Raw genomic sequence first — 15,148 nt, 5'->3', positions numbered from 1 at the left:
ACATAGGGCTTTTACAGGCAATTATTCAAACTTTTTCGGTATTTTTACGTTGTTCCTTTTAATAAATCGTTTTACCTGATTGATAGACAGCTCGTTACTTTTGAATGATAGGCTTAGTAAGAATTGGACGGCATACAGGATAATTTTATTCCCGGAATAGGCGTTTTTTATTTTAAAATATTTTTTTGAAAATCCAAATGTATTCCTTTACTTTGCGCAGTATTCTCAAAATTTATCCTAACACTTCATCGAAAATCTTTGATTTCTGAAGACCAAAATGCTGAATCATTGTTATTTAAAGATGTGTGGCTGGGCAAAGTGGATAAATTTCTGTGTAAAACAGCAAAACCCTTTTTTATTAAAAAATCCTTATATTATATAATAATAGTTGATGAATATTAATGAATTAAACGCGAAGCTCGTGTCCGAGCTACGTGAGATAGCGAGGCTAATTGGCATCCCCGATGCGGATAAACTTCGAAAGCAAGAGTTGGTTAGGAAGATTGTAGAAACAGGCGAGGAGGAAGCGAGGAAGGCGGCAAAGGAAGAAGTTAGTACGGGCAATGATGAAAAAGAGGCCGATGACAGGCCGCGGAAACGGGTACGCACCGTAAAGGCTGCCGAACCTGTAAGTGTCAGAAGCACTAAAGAGGAGTCCTTAAGCGATGAGCGGGAAACCGCGGCGCCTGTGGCGAGTGAATCTCGGACTGATCAATCTCCGGTGCAGAAGCCGGCCAACGGAAGCAAGATTGAAGGACCTACAACTAGCCTCGACTTTGATAATGTCATCGTTAATGAGGGCGTGTTGGAAATCATGCCAGATGGTTATGGTTTTCTCCGTTCATCGGATTATAATTACCTGACTTCGCCTGACGATATTTATGTCTCCCAATCTCAGATTAAACTTTTTGGACTAAAAACAGGTGATACCGTGCGGGGGAGCATTCGCCCGCCGAAAGAAGGAGAGAAATATTTTCCACTGGTAAGAGTTGAGGCCATTAACGGGCAAAACCCGGCAGATGTACGTGATCGTGTACCGTTTGATTTTCTTACACCGTTATTTCCGACAGAACGGTTAAAGCTGTTTACGGGACCGGGTAATTACTCCACCCGAATCATGGACTTATTCACGCCCATTGGTAAAGGGCAACGCGGTCTCATTGTGGCGCAGCCTAAAACAGGTAAAACCATGTTGTTGAAGGATGTGGCAAATGCCATCGCTAAAAACCATCCTGAAGTCTACTTGATTATTCTCTTGATTGACGAACGTCCCGAGGAAGTTACCGACATGGCACGGAGTGTCCGCGCCGAAGTGGTCTCCTCCACCTTCGATGAGCCTGCGGAGAGGCATGTGAAAATTGCTAATATTGTGTTGGAAAAAGCAAAACGGATGGTTGAATGTGGGCATGACGTGGTTATTTTGCTGGATTCGATCACCCGTTTAGCGCGGGCTTATAACACGGTGGCGCCAGCTTCTGGAAAAATCCTGTCGGGTGGTGTAGACGCCAACGCGCTTCACAAACCGAAACGCTTCTTTGGCGCAGCGCGTAATATTGAGCATGGCGGATCATTAACGATATTGGCGACAGCGCTGATTGATACCGGCTCCAAGATGGATGAGGTTATCTTCGAAGAATTCAAAGGTACCGGCAACATGGAGCTGCAATTGGATCGTAAGCTGTCTAACAAGCGGATATTCCCTGCCATTGATCTTATCGCATCGAGCACGCGTAGGGACGACTTGCTTAATGACCGTGAAACCCTTCAGCGGATATGGGTGCTACGCAACCACCTTGCGGATATGAACTCAACCGAAGCGATGGAATTCCTCTTGGCTCAAATGCGGGGGACTAAATCCAATGAAGAGTTCTTGATTAGTATGAATAGCTAAATAGCTCAATGGCTGTAGCACCATGGCATGTTACAGCCATCCACTATGAAGAAACACTTACCCAATTCTATTACCTGCCTGAACCTTTTCAGCGGTTGTGTTGGGGTTACGTTCGCTTTGGACGGCCGGCCTGATGTGGCAGCGTATTGTGTTTTACTATCCGGGGTTTTCGATTTTTTTGATGGGTTGGTAGCGCGAGCGTTGCATGTGCGGTCGGCCGTAGGCAAAGAGCTGGATTCGTTGGCCGATGTCGTGAGCTTCGGCCTTGTGCCCGGTTCAGTGCTTTATTATATGCTCGGTGTAGCACTTCCTACCGCCGAATACCTGCCTTACCTGGGATTTCTTGTTACCCTGTTTTCGGCAATCCGCTTAGCCAAATTTAACGTTGATGAACGCCAGTCGACAGATTTTATTGGACTTAACACACCAATGAATGCCTTTTATGTGGTGTCGCTGCCATTCATCGGAGAGGCTTACAGCGGTAGCGTTTATCACCCGTTGTTTTTGCTGGGTAGCATCGTTGTAACGAGTGCGCTACTTGTGAGCAATATCAGGCTGTTTTCATTAAAATTGGAGTCCTTGTCTTGGCGGAAAAATCGCTGGAAATTCATTTTTATAATTTTGAGCGCAGTATTGGTTGGTTTATTTAACTTTGCGGCTATTCCGGCAGTGCTGGTATTGTATTTTTTGTTTTCTTATATTCATTTTAAGCAAATGGCATGAAATACCCGCGGCAGGGTCATGTTGCGCGGGTCATCGTAGCCTTCAAAATTATTTAGTCTATGAATTTTTTGGCAGAGATCAATGTGATGCCCTTAAAGGAAATTTTGGATCCTCAAGGAAAAGCGGTGACCGGAAGTATGAAAAACTTAGGATTGACCGAAATAAGTAATATAAGAATTGGTAAACGCATCACATTGGAAGTGGAGGCGCCAGATGAGGACACCGCTCGCCAAAAAGTAGATGAGGCATGCAAAAAACTGTTAGCAAACTTGATTATGGAAAGTTACGACTTTGAAATCAAGGCAATTTAGTCACTCTAAGGTTTCCAGATACGTTTTCAATTCCTGATAGAGCGTTTCCAGCCTAGGTAGTAATGCGTTAAATTTTTCGGGTATTAAGTCGAGGCCTTGCCTGTTTTTGGCAAGGTTTTCTATTTCCTGCAATTCCTGGCGCATGCCGTTTGCACCGACATAAGCTAGCGTGGGCTTAATATGGTGGGCCTGTCTGTATACCTTTTCCCAGTCGTTCTGTTGGATATATGAAGAAAGGAGTTCAATGTCGGGCGGCGTCTGTTTGATGAAAAGCTCAAGGATTTCTTTGATAAGTTGCGTATTGCCTCCGGATAGATCCTCCAGATAGTCCATGTTGGCTTGTTCAAAGTTCATGTTGTTCATATGTATCTATTGTTTATAAAGATGTACGGGTAATCGGTCAGGGGAATCGTTCAGCATTTCGGTGACCGTTTTTTTTGATGCAGGGTGAATCAGTGAAGGGGCAATTTCTTGCAGTGGGATTAATGCGAACCTTCGGTCTGGGAGGTGCATGTGAGGTACTTGTAAATTAACCTCGTCTATAAGTTGGTCCGCATACCATAAAATGTCGATATCTATCGGTCTTGATTCCCATTTCTTAACGCGTTGCCTGCCCAATTTTTTCTCAATTGCATTTATTTTTTCCAACAATAGATGCGGTTGCAGTGGCGTAGTCACAAGTACGACTTGATTAAGGAAGTTCGGTTGGTCCTCATTGCCCCAGGCTGCGGTTTCATATATCGAAGACATTTTTGCAATACTCCCTATTTCTTGGGCAATTTCATTACGGGCTTGCTGCAAAAGCAATATTCTGTTGCCCATATTTGTGCCCAATAAAAGATATGTGTCTGCGTCAACCGGCATTGGCATGTTCTAAAAACTGATGTTGTTAGGCCCTATCCGGCAAAAATAATGAAAAGATCAGCAATTGTAACTATCTTTCCGTTGCATGGTCAAATCCAAGGGCTTACTGAACAGGTATGTTTGTATATCCGGTCAAGTTTGGCTAAGTTTGACACAAGAATTTCAAAGCATGAGAGCATTTTTTAAGTACGTATTGGCTACGGTGACAGGGATTATCCTATCATTTGTCTTATTGTTTATTATTGGTTTGATCATCATTGGGGGGATGATAAGTAGTGTGGGGGCCGACAGAGAGGTGAAGATTCCCAACAACTCACTACTCATTATAAATTTGAATCATGAGATTACTGAGCGTACAATGCCGGATCCGTTCGATGGATTCAATGTGCCCGGATTTATTTTTACAAAAAACTTAGGGTTGGATGACATTCTGAAACGGATTGAGGCGGCCAAAAGCGATGATCGCATCAAAGGCATCTATTTAGATATTTCCGTGGTATCGGCTAGTTTCGCATCGTTGCAAGAGATTCGGGATGCGTTGCTGGATTTTAAGGAGTCGGGTAAATTTATCATAGCCTACAGCGAACTTTATACGCAGCGGGCGTATTACTTGGCATCGACTGCTGATCGGATTTATGTTAATCCGGAAGGGACGATTGATTTCCGAGGGCTTGCTTCCCAGACGATGTTCCTGAAGGGGATGTTCGATAAACTCGGTATTGAGGCGCAAGTGGTCAAGGTGGGTTCCTTTAAGAGTGCGGTAGAACCGTATACATTGGATAGGATGAGCACCGCAAACCGCGAGCAGGTCGAGTCGTTTATAGGCAGCATCTACGATCATTTCCTTGGTGAAATAGCGGAGAGCCGAAAGCTGAGCCCCGATTCATTGCGTGCCATTGCCGACCAGTACGCTGTTCGCAATGCGGATGACGCGATAACGCGTCGATTGGCCGACGGCAAAAAATACAAAGACGAAATACTAAGTGAGTTGAAGGTATTGTTGGACATCAGTGAAGACGCAGACATCAGCGCGGTTTCGCTTACAAAATACAAACCCAAACCGCAGGTGGCGAGCGCATCAATACGGGATCGCATAGCCGTGGTTTATGCTGTCGGTGAAATTGTTTCCGGCGAAGGGGGAGATGAAATCATCGGTTCAGAACGGATTTCTCGTGAACTGCGCAAAGTGCGCCGCGACGACAAAGTGAAGGCTGTTGTGTTTCGCATTAATTCACCGGGAGGCAGTGCATTGGCGTCGGACGTGATTTGGAGGGAGGTCGAACTGTTGAGACAGGAAAAACCGATTATTGTTTCGATGGGGGATGTAGCCGCGTCGGGTGGATATTATATCGCTGCTGCTGCCGATTCGATTTTTGCGCAGCCCAACACGATTACAGGATCTATCGGGGTCTTTGGTCTGATACCTAATTTACAGGGACTGTATAACGACAAATTGGGTATAACCTATGATAAAGTCAAAACGAGTAAATATGCCGATATGCTGACCACGTTTGATCGGCCACTCTCCAACGATGAATTCAATATTCTTCAACGGGAAGTTGAACGGATATACGACACTTTTCTTCAACGGGTGGCCGACGGCAGGGGCTTATCCAAAGCGCGGGTAGACAGTATCGGACAGGGCCGGGTGTGGAGCGGACAGCAAGCATTGGCCATTGGGTTGGTAGACCGTTTGGGAAGTATTGACGATGCCATCGCTGCTGCGGCTAACAAAGCAGGGCTAAATGATTTCCGGATAGTCACTTATCCGGCCATTAAGCAGCCCTTTGAATCCTTGTTAGGCAACACTACGGATCGAATCGGTGCATGGTTCGCCCGGCACCAACTTGGTGAGCAATATCGGTTTTATGAGCAAGTGAAGTCAGCACTTCAGCTGCGGGGTATACAAGCCCGGCTACCGTTTGAACTAGAAATTTACTGATGAAAAACATTGCGATAACGGAGTGCCCGCGCGATGCAATGCAGGGAATACACCGCTTTATTCCAACATCGGTGAAGGCAACGTATATACAATTGCTGCTGAATGTGGGGTTCGAACGATTGGATTTCGGTAGTTTCGTTTCGCCGAAGGCCATCCCACAACTGCGTGATACCGCGAAGGTACTTAGCCTGCTGGATACCACCGGCAGTACGACTGACCTGTTGGCTATAGTGGCCAATATACGGGGGGCCGAAGCAGCTGTTAGCCATGATGCGGTTGGTCTGTTGGGATTCCCTTTTTCGGTGTCCGAAACATTTCAGCTTCGCAATACGAATAGCACCATTGTTCAGGCATTGTCAGTCGTAAAACAGGTTGTAGCGATTTGTCACGTCAATGGTAAAACTCCACTGATATACCTTTCCATGGGATTTGGCAATCCATATGGGGATGCCTGGAGCCCCGCTATTGTAGCCGATTACACGGACCAACTGGTAGCGTTGGGGGTGAGGCACTTTGCGCTTGCCGATACAATTGGCAATTCTACGCCGGCCAGCATCGCTGCTTTATACACCTATATCGCCGAGGCATTTCCGGGCGTGCAACTGGGATTGCATTTACACAGTACACCGGATACCAGTCGTGACAAGCTTCGGGCTGCGCTGGATGTCGGGTGTAGACGTTTTGATACGGCATTGCGTGGATTCGGAGGGTGTCCAATGGCCGAAGACAAGCTTACAGGTAACATCGCCACGGAGACTTTGCTGGAAGTGCTATACGAGCGAGGTATAGCCACCCAGTTGGATATGGACGCCTGGGCCCAAGCGATACAATATAGCACGAACGTGTTTGCATAGGTGGCGGATTTAAGAGCGCAGAAACAAAAACTCGCAATTTCTTGAATTTTTGCCGATACTTATATTAGCTTTGTTAGCCCAAATACTTTGAACGATTAATATGAAAACCATAGACAATTTAGATTTCTCCGGCAAGAAGGCATTGATACGGGTGGATTTTAATGTTCCCCTAGATGAGCAGTACAACATTACTGACGACAACCGCATTCAAGGGGCGGTGCCCACGATTAAGAAGATTTTAAACGACGGCGGTGCAGCCATCCTGATGTCTCATCTTGGTAGGCCTAAGGATGGCCCTTCGGAGAAGTTCTCTTTGAAGCATATTGTTGGCCACCTCTCACATGTATTGGGGGTGGATGTACAATTTGTTAATGATTGCATCGGTGCGGAAGCTTACTCAAAGGCGGAGGGACTAAAGCCTGGAGAAGTACTGCTTCTTGAGAATCTTCGTTTCTACAAAGAAGAGGAAAAGGGCGATGCGGCCTTTGCTGAAAAGCTGGCGAAGCTCGGTGATGTTTATGTAAACGACGCATTTGGTACCGCTCATCGCGCCCATGCCTCCACGGCGGTAATTGCACAGTTTTTTCCTGAAGCTAAATATTTTGGATATTTAATGGCCGCCGAGATTGGCAACGCCGAAAAAGTATTGAATGACCCAAAACGTCCATTTACAGCCATCATGGGAGGCGCAAAGGTGTCCGATAAGCTGGAGCTTATTGAGGCATTGCTGGAAAAAGTCGACAACCTGATTATTGGCGGAGGCATGGCGTATACTTTCGTGAAGGCCCGCGGTGGAGAGATTGGGAAATCATTAGTCGAACTGGATAAACTGGATCTAGCAAATGATTTGGTAAAAAAAGCCAAAGAAAAAGGTGTTAATCTGGTGTTGCCCACCGATTCGCAGATTGCTGACGAATTTTCACCCGATTCGCCGGCTTACGATGGCCGGAATGACCGGATTCCTGCGGACAAAATGGGGCTGGATATCGGTAAGGAATCGGCAGAACATTTTGCCCAGGTTATTCAGGCCTCCAACACCATATTGTGGAACGGTCCAATGGGTGTGTTTGAAATGGATAAGTTTGCGAAAGGTACCAAGGCCGTGGCTGACGCGGTGGTGGCAGCTACAGAGCGAGGGGCTTTTTCGCTTATCGGTGGTGGGGATTCTGCTGCCGCCGTGAGCAAGTTTGGGATGACGGAGCATGTCAGCTATGTAAGTACCGGCGGCGGTGCGTTGCTGGAATACATGGAGGGTAAAGAGCTCCCGGGAGTAAAGGCAATAAACGAATAACTGAAGCGGCGCAAGCCGCTTTTTTAGTAACTATATCCGATGCCATACGTTGCAAAAACACGTCGCCTCGGATTTGGTTCATTGGCATAGACCAGTTTAATGCCAATGTCAAAATTTGGCAGGTAGTAGCGCAATAAATTCATATCCGATCGGAATTCAATGCCAAACGTACGAGGCTGGAATGCGTTTCCGGCCCGTACATTTTGGAAATCGGCAAAGAAGCCGCCCTTGAAACGTTTGATATAAGCCAAGGGACCGATAGACCAGTCCGGGTAAGCTATCGGAAATCGATAGCTTACCAATAACGTGTTGTCCACCGGTAGCGGGCGTAATTGGTCATAGCCGCTTACCAACGGAATATCATTAGCCATTTGGTACGTCCCATTTCGTTGCTGGTAATTAAATCGAGCCAGTAGCGAGTGATTGCGCCAAAGTCCAGGAAAGTAAAACGCCGTGCGCAAAGACAGAAGCTGCCCTGAAACCTGGTTGTCAAAAGGGAAATGCCGATAAGTAATGCTGAGATGTTGCCCCCAGCGAGGAGCGAGGTCCAGCATGCTCTGTCTGGTGCTATGATTGAAATACACTTGATAGTGCATCGGGAATTGGATGCGATCGATAAAGCGGTTCTCAAATTGCGGTTCGTTTAAGTTGTAGCGTTGTGTATAAGAGGTGGCGGTGCTGAAGCCGGAGGCGATTACATGGTTGCGTTGGTAGAAAACGAACGGAATATCCATGGTCAGTGTTGCCGTATTTTCGCGCCACCGCAGGCCGATCACATCTTCCTGGCCGCCCGAGGTAATCCTCGCTGCACCTACCTGTCCCCGATTGAGGTATTCCAACGAGAACTTCGGAAAGAAGCGTTGGTAGGTCACCGAAGCAAGGTACTCACTGCTGCGGATATCACCATCGTAAACATAACCCAACCGGAGTTGTGTAGTATTCAGCAAATCATCGGAAAGCCAGTAAACACCGGGCTTCATGTCATCGAGGTTGTCGAAATTGTCATTGTCTACCGAGAGACTATGAAAGTTGAATATATTTTTCAGCCCTTTATAGGGCTTTGAAGCCCATTTCTCAAAGTAGGTGGTGTCATTGTCCGTGTAGGTGTGGTTTGGCTGCGTTAGCGGCTTAAAATCGCTATATTTCGAGGTAATTGGCTCCACTTGGCTAATCCGGTACCCGTCGAGTTGGTAATTGTTGAACAATATTCGGTTGCTCGAGGTATCGACAGACGGATTAAAAGCCCCGAATCGGGCGTTTGTAAGTTGGTAAATCGTATTGGCCGCGGTATCGAGGGCATAGAGGTTATCAATGCCGTTGTAGTGCGCCTTGAAGATAATCCGGTTGTCTGCGTAGGTTGGCCGTTCGATCTGCTGGGCTTGCCAGGGGAGCGCCATGCGGTATGAGCCGGAAGGCAGGTCCAGCTCAATCAAGGCTGCGCCCTGCCGGGATACGCCCGTGACAATAACCTTGGTGCCTGTTTGGTCGAAAGCTGGTGTCTGTAGTTGGATGTTTTCAGGTGATGGAAACCGAGCGATTCTCTGGCCGCTTTCGGTGTCCAGGAGGACGAGGCTTATGGCATTATCCTCATCTACCGAGACTGCGATCAGCTGCTTTGCATCAGGGCGCAGGGCGGGCGAGAAATAGCGGCTTTTTCGTGTAAGCTGTCTGTACGACCGCGCCTCAAGGTCATAAAGATTAATGACGTTATAGGTACGTTTGCCATAACGCTTGTCGCGCCTGAGTTCATCCCAGACGACCTTTCCGGAAGCATACGAAAAATGAGGGTCCGTCTGCCGGCCGGTTTTTGCGACTTCATCCTGCCGCCCGGCGGTGTCCAGTATGACGATGGCTGGCACCCGGTGTACATCCTGATGGAGGGCCATGACGCGGCCATCAGCTAACCTTCGGGGCAGCAGCCAGCTTGCTGGTTTGCCTGCTTGCTTGTCGGGAAATACGGGGTAATCCTCGGGAGCATTTTCGATTAGTTGTTGTTCCCATCGTTGGGTCAGTTCCTCTCTTGTTTTTTCGTGCCACTGCCTGGTGTTATAGCCCGTGTATTTCTTAAGTGAACTGCTGAAATTATATGGGCGGATGGGAAGCTTGGCGATACGGGTGATCAGGCTGTCGAGTATATCGGCACCATACGCTTTTTCAAGTTGCCAGGTAAGGAAATAACCAAGCTCGTAGAAACCCGGCGTGATATTCTTCAACGATCCCAGATAGTCCTTCTGATAGCTGTATTTTTTGCCGCTGAGCAGATTTGTCCGGAAGGGCATTTCCCAAGAGGGCAGGCGTCCCCGGCCGGCAAGGGAAAGCTTGGTCTCGGTTAGGACGGCATCGCCTTCAAAAAACCAAGCTGGTAAGTTGGCACCGTAAATGGCAAGTGCGAGTTGCTCAAAAAAAGGTGCGCGCAGGTAGCCTGTCAATTTGTCAAATTGCGCAACGTGTCGAAGCTCGTGGATAGCCAAATTATTGAGCCAATCTTGGAAGTCGCTATGCTGGGGAGGGGTCGTGTAAAACTCCGAACGGCGGGGGGCTAGCTGGACGTTTCCGTTGGATTCTACAGTTTGGTTCTGCAAGATGATGGAAATTTTCCGGGGTTTTACTCCCAACGATTCGCTTACCCGTTCTCGAAGAATTTCCAAGTCATTAGCCAACCGTTGGGCGCCGGCTTCGAAAATGGACGGATATATCACTTGGAAGTTTTCGGTATTGATTTGCCTCCACTTTACACTTGGTGGGTATTGGTCGGCGTTAAAAACCTGAGGAAAACCATTATGTGAATAAAAACATAATGTTAATAAACATAAGATATTGATTGTAAATACGTACTGGTGATTTTTCATTGGATTTATTGCGGGTTGCTAATTTTTTTGGTATAAATGATTGTTGAGCTAGTGTTCGCAATTAATTTATTTCTTTATATAGTTTTAGTTAAATACTGATTAATAGTTGTTAATGCTGGCTATCATATTTGCAATATTATCGTTTTTCATGTATGTAAACAACGAAGAAAATCCCCCAAAACCGATGCCTGAAGCTCTGTGGGCTACATGATGTGGAGGACATGCTAATCTACACTATCTTTTCGAGTAAGTGGTCAAAATTTTTAACGGTGTGCCGGTGCAAGCGGGGAGATTGCCGATAGGTGTTGATACATTGAGCAGCCGCTTAAGCAGCACCTGCGGTGTTGCCCTGTAATTATAACTGGGTGGCGTCGCCGGTTTGCCGCAGGTTATTTGGGACTTTTGCGCAAGGCCGCAAAGGCTCACTAAATGCATTTAAAGCTCACTCGATATCGGGGCGATTCGTGCTGACACTTTGTCTTGTTCGCGGTTGTTTTTTTATATTTTAATCATTGGATTGCGGGCGTTTTTTTAACGTCCACTTGTTCGTTCTTTTCATTTAAAAAGACGACTTTTGCAAGCAAAATCATTCACCGATGTAGAATACCGTTAACTTAGGAGGGCCCATGGACGAATTGGATACGCTGGTAGAACAAACCGAATTGCTTTTGGCCGAAGGCAACGAACAACAGCTCAAAGAACACCTTGATGAGTTAAATATTTCGGAGGTGGAAGCGTTGATAGATGAGCTGCCGGAATATGGTCCAACGTTCATTGAAACATTGAGTATCAACCGGGCGGTAAACGTATTTCGTATCCTCGATTTTCCTACCCAAGAACGCATTCTTAAGAAGCTTTCCGGTCCTAAGATTTCGGAGATCATTAACGAGATGCCGCCGGATGACCGAACGGCTTTTTTTAGTGAGCTGAAAGGCGATGTGGTGAAGCAGCTAATCATCCTTCTTCCACCAGCTGATCGCAAAGAGGCACTGGCGTTATTGGGCTATCCGGAGGACAGCGTCGGACGGCTGATGACGCCGGATTATATCACCGTAAAGCAGCATTGGGACATCACCCGCGTATTACACCATATACGCAAGTACGGGAAGGCATCCGAGACCATCGACGTGCTCTATGTCATTGATAAGGACGGCAAACTCCTTGATGATATCCGGATTAAAGACATTTTATTAGCAGACCCTGCAACCACGGTCGAAGATCTAATTGATAATCGGCTTATTGCGCTCAATGCGAATGATCCGCAAGAAGAAGCTATCAATGTATTCCGGATGAATAACCGGGTGGCGCTTCCTGTTATCGACGAACAGGGGATCATGTTGGGTATAGTCACGGTAGACGATATTCTTTGGGTGGCTAACGAAGAATATACCGAAGACATGCAGCGGATAGGGGGTACTGAGGCGCTGGATGAGCCTTATCTGGACGTGTCTATTTTACACCTGGTGAAAAAGCGGGCTGGGTGGTTGATTGTACTGTTTCTTGGGCAATTACTTACGGCAACCGTGCTCGAGCATTACGAGAGTCAATTGGCAAGCGCGGTATTGATTTTGTTTATGCCGTTGATTCTTTCCAGTGGTGGCAATAGTGGTTCGCAAGCTTCCACATTGATTATTCAAGCGATGGCCTTGGGCGAAGTGACTTTGCTTGATTGGTGGCAGGTCATGCGACGCGAAATCCTCTCTGGCTTGTTGCTTGGCTTGATACTTGGTGCGTTGGGCTTTATTCGGATATGTACTTGGCAAGCGTTTTCTCAGGAATACGGCGAATATTGGTTGCTCGTAGGCACGGTTGTGAGCTTGTCGCTCGTTGGTGTCGTGCTGTGGGGCTCTTTGGTTGGTTCGATGTTGCCTTTTATTCTCCGCAAACTCGGGGCTGATCCGGCATCTTCATCGGCGCCGTTCGTGTCTACACTCGTGGATGTGACCGGCTTAATTATCTATTTCACCGTGGCTACGCTTGTCCTTACAGGTGTTTTATTATGATTTGCTTCACCAAGTACCGAATAGGATGGGCGTGGTTGCTGTTTTTTATAAGCGAGCTCTCTGCCCAGGAAAAATCGCCTGTTTTCTTGGAGTTGGAAGGCGGGGTCGAAAGGTTCAGCGATGCACCCCTGCGATCGGTATTCCCTGGGGGGATAAATTTGACGCTCGGTCCGGCATTCTCCGTGGCGGATCAGGGGCGGCTTCGGCTACGGCCACAGACCGGGATAAAGCTGTTCTTTAACGAATTGGATGAGTGGACTACCGAGCATTTGCGTGTCATACGCTTAGGCGGTCAAGCAAGTTACGATGCGTTTTTTGTCGGCCAAACAACTTTTTTCCCTTATTTTGCTATCGACTTCAACTGGGTGGCAAATTACGATGCTGAAAGCGCGGCTGCTGGCGATGGAGAACGTGTATCTTTTTCGGATAATTACCTGAAAGGTTCAGGCATTTCACAAGCGCTGGGGCTACGGATGCAGTATCGGGAGTTTTACGTAAAGCTGGGCTACGAGTTTTTTTATCCCCGGCTAAAGGTTGAAAAAAAGGTCATGAATGACGATGTGGCTGCTGGTTATATCACGCCGACTTCGTATCCCTTCAATTTCAATGTTATTAACCTTTCTTTGGGCATAATTCTGGAGTTATGATAAGCTCAGGTAAAACGATTGGGATAGGTTTCTTGGTGGCGTCCTTGCTGTTTAGCTGTAAAGGCGACGGTACATTGTTGGGATTGTATCCTGCAGAGCCTATTGTGAACCCGGACGTCCGCGCGTTGATACAGGGTAATCGTATAGTCTATGCATGTTTGGATGAACGTAACCAAATCCGAGGAATTACGGAAAAGGGCAGTTTTTCGACAAGCAATAGATTCAAGTCGTTTAGTTTCAATCCGTCTTCATGGCTGTGGGACGCGCATACGGCAGCGTTTGGGGAAGGTTTGCTTGTGTATGCCGCGGCGGAAGGCACATCGGTTGTGTTGCGTCATTCAAGTGATATGGGGGCTACATGGCAAGTGCATGAGATGTCCATTGGCGAGGGTGACGATTTGATATCAGGAACACTTTCTGTTGTCCAACTGGTCGTTGGTCCCGATGGCGCTTTATGGGTGTTGGCCGAGTACCATGCAGGAATGGATATACGGATGTTACTTTACCATGTAAACTTGGATGAAGCGAGCCATGAATTGGTGTTGAAACGCAATAATGCTATCGCGCTTGCCATTGATTTCGCGGATTATCACAGCGGTTGGTTGCTCTACAGGGAACGGTATGGACCGCACGATGCAGTTCGTGTACTGAAGACGGTAAACGGAGGGCAGGCTTGGTCGGAGGGAGCGGTATTAGGTCATCTTAATCAACCAGCCATCGAAGCCATAGCCAGTGATGTGCTATTGGTATACCCTCAAACCGGACAGCCGCTTTATTCAACCGACGGTGGCGATTCGTTTGTACCTGTGCCAATTGGCGAAAACGGCATCAAGATGTGCTACGCCGCATCCCCGCGCGTGGTGTATGCCTTACTGGCCGATGGGGTAGCCAAGAGTACCGACGCAGGCCAAACATGGATCCGCTTGGAGGGTCGTACCCACGGGATTGACGTGTCGGGGATGGCGATGGATTTTTATAACGAAAGGCGAGGGATAATTTATGACTGGAATAAGCTGTTCATTACGGATGATGGTGGGGAAAGCTGGGATATACTTGTTTATCCTTATGATTATCTGTTTGAGTAGCTGTAGGGAAGCCGTATTGATAGTTAGTGAGTTGCGGATTTTTTAAAATATTTTTTGTTTATTCGGTAGAAAGTTCCGAATATTGCAGTCCCGAAAACGGGGATATAAAAACACTCCTCAGTAGCTCAGCAGGTTAGAGCATCTGACTGTTAATCAGAGGGTCGCTGGTTCGAGCCCAGCCTGAGGAGCGGAAACTTAAAAGGCCTTTCTAAAAAGAGGCCTTTTTTGCGTATACGCGTAGTCCGTCCGTCTTTCCGTCCTTTTCCAAATCGGGCTTTTCTATTCCTTTCGGGCCTTACCAAAAACGTTGTCAGATAGCTTCCGGCAGTGGCTATTGCATGTTGGCAGTGCATATTAAGAAAAAGAAATCGACGAATTTTTTTTGCGATGTGGGATTTCGGCACAAAAAATGCTTATCCTTGTGACGTTAATACATTTTCTACCCTCTAACACAAATATTAAATGGAAAAGTACAGTGAACTGAAATCGCTAATTGCATCCATCGAGGAAGATGCGGTTAAATTTTTTGAAAAAGGAAACAACGCAGCCGGCACGCGTGTGCGTACAGGTTTGCAAAAAGTAAAGGCGTTAGCTCAGGAAATCCGTAACGCAGTGACCGAAGCTAAGAACACAAAGTAGTTTCGGGTATCCGAATACATTTTGAAGCCCCGGAGCCAAGATAGGTTCC

Annotated in this window: 13 protein-coding genes and 1 tRNA gene; 11 read left to right on the top strand and 3 right to left on the bottom strand. The window is 47.0% G+C overall.

Annotated features, from left to right (window positions below; genetic code table 11):
• The first annotated feature begins 391 nt into the window (after positions 1 to 391).
• The 3 genes from rho to purS are packed head-to-tail and all read left to right on the top strand — an operon-like array spanning position 392 to position 2,925.
• Entirely contained in the window at positions 392 to 1,891 is a 1,500-nt protein-coding gene (gene rho / locus B5X72_RS07580; RefSeq protein WP_079716229.1) for a transcription termination factor Rho, read from the top strand.
• 45 nt (positions 1,892 to 1,936) lie between these two features.
• Positions 1,937 to 2,614: a CDP-diacylglycerol--serine O-phosphatidyltransferase gene (pssA, locus tag B5X72_RS07575; protein WP_079716228.1), complete on the top strand. Its 678-nt coding sequence runs from the start codon at positions 1,937 to 1,939 to the stop codon at positions 2,612 to 2,614.
• Between the two features lie 59 nt (positions 2,615 to 2,673).
• Positions 2,674 to 2,925, top strand: coding sequence for a phosphoribosylformylglycinamidine synthase subunit PurS (gene purS, locus B5X72_RS07570; RefSeq protein WP_079716226.1), 252 nt, complete (start codon positions 2,674 to 2,676; stop codon positions 2,923 to 2,925).
• On the opposite strand, the gene B5X72_RS07565 is transcribed toward purS, so the two are convergent.
• Together B5X72_RS07565 and folK are read right to left on the bottom strand one after the other, a co-directional pair.
• Positions 2,926 to 3,288: an Hpt domain-containing protein gene (locus B5X72_RS07565; protein WP_079716225.1), complete on the bottom strand. Its 363-nt coding sequence runs from the start codon at positions 3,286 to 3,288 to the stop codon at positions 2,926 to 2,928.
• Positions 3,289 to 3,294: 6 nt separating this feature from the next.
• Positions 3,295 to 3,789: a 2-amino-4-hydroxy-6-hydroxymethyldihydropteridine diphosphokinase gene (gene folK / locus B5X72_RS07560; RefSeq protein WP_079716534.1), complete on the bottom strand. Its 495-nt coding sequence runs from the start codon at positions 3,787 to 3,789 to the stop codon at positions 3,295 to 3,297.
• A gap of 169 nt (positions 3,790 to 3,958) precedes the next feature.
• On the opposite strand from folK, the gene sppA reads away from it, so the two are divergent.
• The 3 genes from sppA (at position 3,959) to B5X72_RS07545 (ending at position 7,876) form a co-directional block, all read left to right on the top strand.
• A complete protein-coding gene (gene sppA, locus B5X72_RS07555) occupies positions 3,959 to 5,731 on the top strand; it encodes a signal peptide peptidase SppA (protein WP_079716224.1) in 1,773 nt (590 codons plus the stop codon).
• Complete coding sequence (locus B5X72_RS07550; protein WP_079716223.1) at positions 5,731 to 6,585, top strand: hydroxymethylglutaryl-CoA lyase; 855 nt, start codon at positions 5,731 to 5,733, stop codon at positions 6,583 to 6,585. The genes sppA and B5X72_RS07550 overlap by 1 nt, the downstream gene beginning before the upstream one ends.
• A gap of 100 nt (positions 6,586 to 6,685) precedes the next feature.
• Positions 6,686 to 7,876, top strand: coding sequence for a phosphoglycerate kinase (locus B5X72_RS07545; RefSeq protein WP_079716222.1), 1,191 nt, complete (start codon positions 6,686 to 6,688; stop codon positions 7,874 to 7,876).
• A gap of 23 nt (positions 7,877 to 7,899) precedes the next feature.
• Here B5X72_RS07545 and B5X72_RS07540 read toward each other — a convergent pair whose 3' ends face one another.
• On the bottom strand, positions 7,900 to 10,575 hold the full coding sequence (locus B5X72_RS07540) for a hypothetical protein (RefSeq protein ID WP_139378587.1): 2,676 nt from the start codon (positions 10,573 to 10,575) through the stop codon (positions 7,900 to 7,902).
• A 776-nt stretch (positions 10,576 to 11,351) separates the two neighbouring features.
• On the opposite strand from B5X72_RS07540, the gene mgtE reads away from it, so the two are divergent.
• The 5 genes from mgtE to B5X72_RS07515 all read left to right on the top strand — a co-directional run bounded on the left by mgtE (position 11,352) and on the right by B5X72_RS07515 (position 15,099).
• Entirely contained in the window at positions 11,352 to 12,728 is a 1,377-nt protein-coding gene (mgtE, locus tag B5X72_RS07535; RefSeq protein WP_079716220.1) for a magnesium transporter, read from the top strand.
• On the top strand, positions 12,725 to 13,375 hold the full coding sequence (locus B5X72_RS07530) for a hypothetical protein (protein ID WP_079716219.1): 651 nt from the start codon (positions 12,725 to 12,727) through the stop codon (positions 13,373 to 13,375). Before mgtE ends, B5X72_RS07530 begins: the two co-directional genes overlap by 4 nt.
• Positions 13,372 to 14,460, top strand: coding sequence for a WD40/YVTN/BNR-like repeat-containing protein (locus tag B5X72_RS07525; RefSeq protein ID WP_079716218.1), 1,089 nt, complete (start codon positions 13,372 to 13,374; stop codon positions 14,458 to 14,460). Before B5X72_RS07530 ends, B5X72_RS07525 begins: the two co-directional genes overlap by 4 nt.
• 114 nt (positions 14,461 to 14,574) lie before the next feature.
• A tRNA-Asn gene (locus B5X72_RS07520) sits at positions 14,575 to 14,648 on the top strand.
• A 274-nt stretch (positions 14,649 to 14,922) separates the two neighbouring features.
• Positions 14,923 to 15,099: a histone H1 gene (locus B5X72_RS07515; protein ID WP_079716217.1), complete on the top strand. Its 177-nt coding sequence runs from the start codon at positions 14,923 to 14,925 to the stop codon at positions 15,097 to 15,099.
• Positions 15,100 to 15,148: the final 49 nt, after the last annotated feature.

Origin of the sequence: Parapedobacter luteus, assembly GCF_900168055.1 — a bacterium.
In the GTDB taxonomy this organism is placed as follows: Bacteria; Bacteroidota; Bacteroidia; order Sphingobacteriales; family Sphingobacteriaceae; genus Parapedobacter; species Parapedobacter luteus.
Note: the sequence above shows the minus strand (reverse complement) of the source record. Positions and strands in the feature narration are given on the sequence as shown.

Excerpts from the sequence above, each read along its gene's own strand:
- rho (WP_079716229.1), top strand. The coding sequence starts at position 392 with ATGAATATTAATGAATTAAACGCGAAGCTCGTGTCCGAGCTACGTGAG.
- pssA (WP_079716228.1), top strand. The coding sequence starts at position 1,937 with ATGAAGAAACACTTACCCAATTCTATTACCTGCCTGAACCTTTTCAGC.
- purS (WP_079716226.1), top strand. The coding sequence starts at position 2,674 with ATGAATTTTTTGGCAGAGATCAATGTGATGCCCTTAAAGGAAATTTTG.
- B5X72_RS07565 (WP_079716225.1), bottom strand. The coding sequence starts at position 3,288 with ATGAACAACATGAACTTTGAACAAGCCAACATGGACTATCTGGAGGAT.
- folK (WP_079716534.1), bottom strand. The coding sequence starts at position 3,789 with ATGCCGGTTGACGCAGACACATATCTTTTATTGGGCACAAATATGGGC.
- sppA (WP_079716224.1), top strand. The coding sequence starts at position 3,959 with ATGAGAGCATTTTTTAAGTACGTATTGGCTACGGTGACAGGGATTATC.
- B5X72_RS07550 (WP_079716223.1), top strand. The coding sequence starts at position 5,731 with ATGAAAAACATTGCGATAACGGAGTGCCCGCGCGATGCAATGCAGGGA.
- B5X72_RS07545 (WP_079716222.1), top strand. The coding sequence starts at position 6,686 with ATGAAAACCATAGACAATTTAGATTTCTCCGGCAAGAAGGCATTGATA.
- mgtE (WP_079716220.1), top strand. The coding sequence starts at position 11,352 with ATGGACGAATTGGATACGCTGGTAGAACAAACCGAATTGCTTTTGGCC.
- B5X72_RS07530 (WP_079716219.1), top strand. The coding sequence starts at position 12,725 with ATGATTTGCTTCACCAAGTACCGAATAGGATGGGCGTGGTTGCTGTTT.
- B5X72_RS07525 (WP_079716218.1), top strand. The coding sequence starts at position 13,372 with ATGATAAGCTCAGGTAAAACGATTGGGATAGGTTTCTTGGTGGCGTCC.
- B5X72_RS07515 (WP_079716217.1), top strand. The coding sequence starts at position 14,923 with ATGGAAAAGTACAGTGAACTGAAATCGCTAATTGCATCCATCGAGGAA.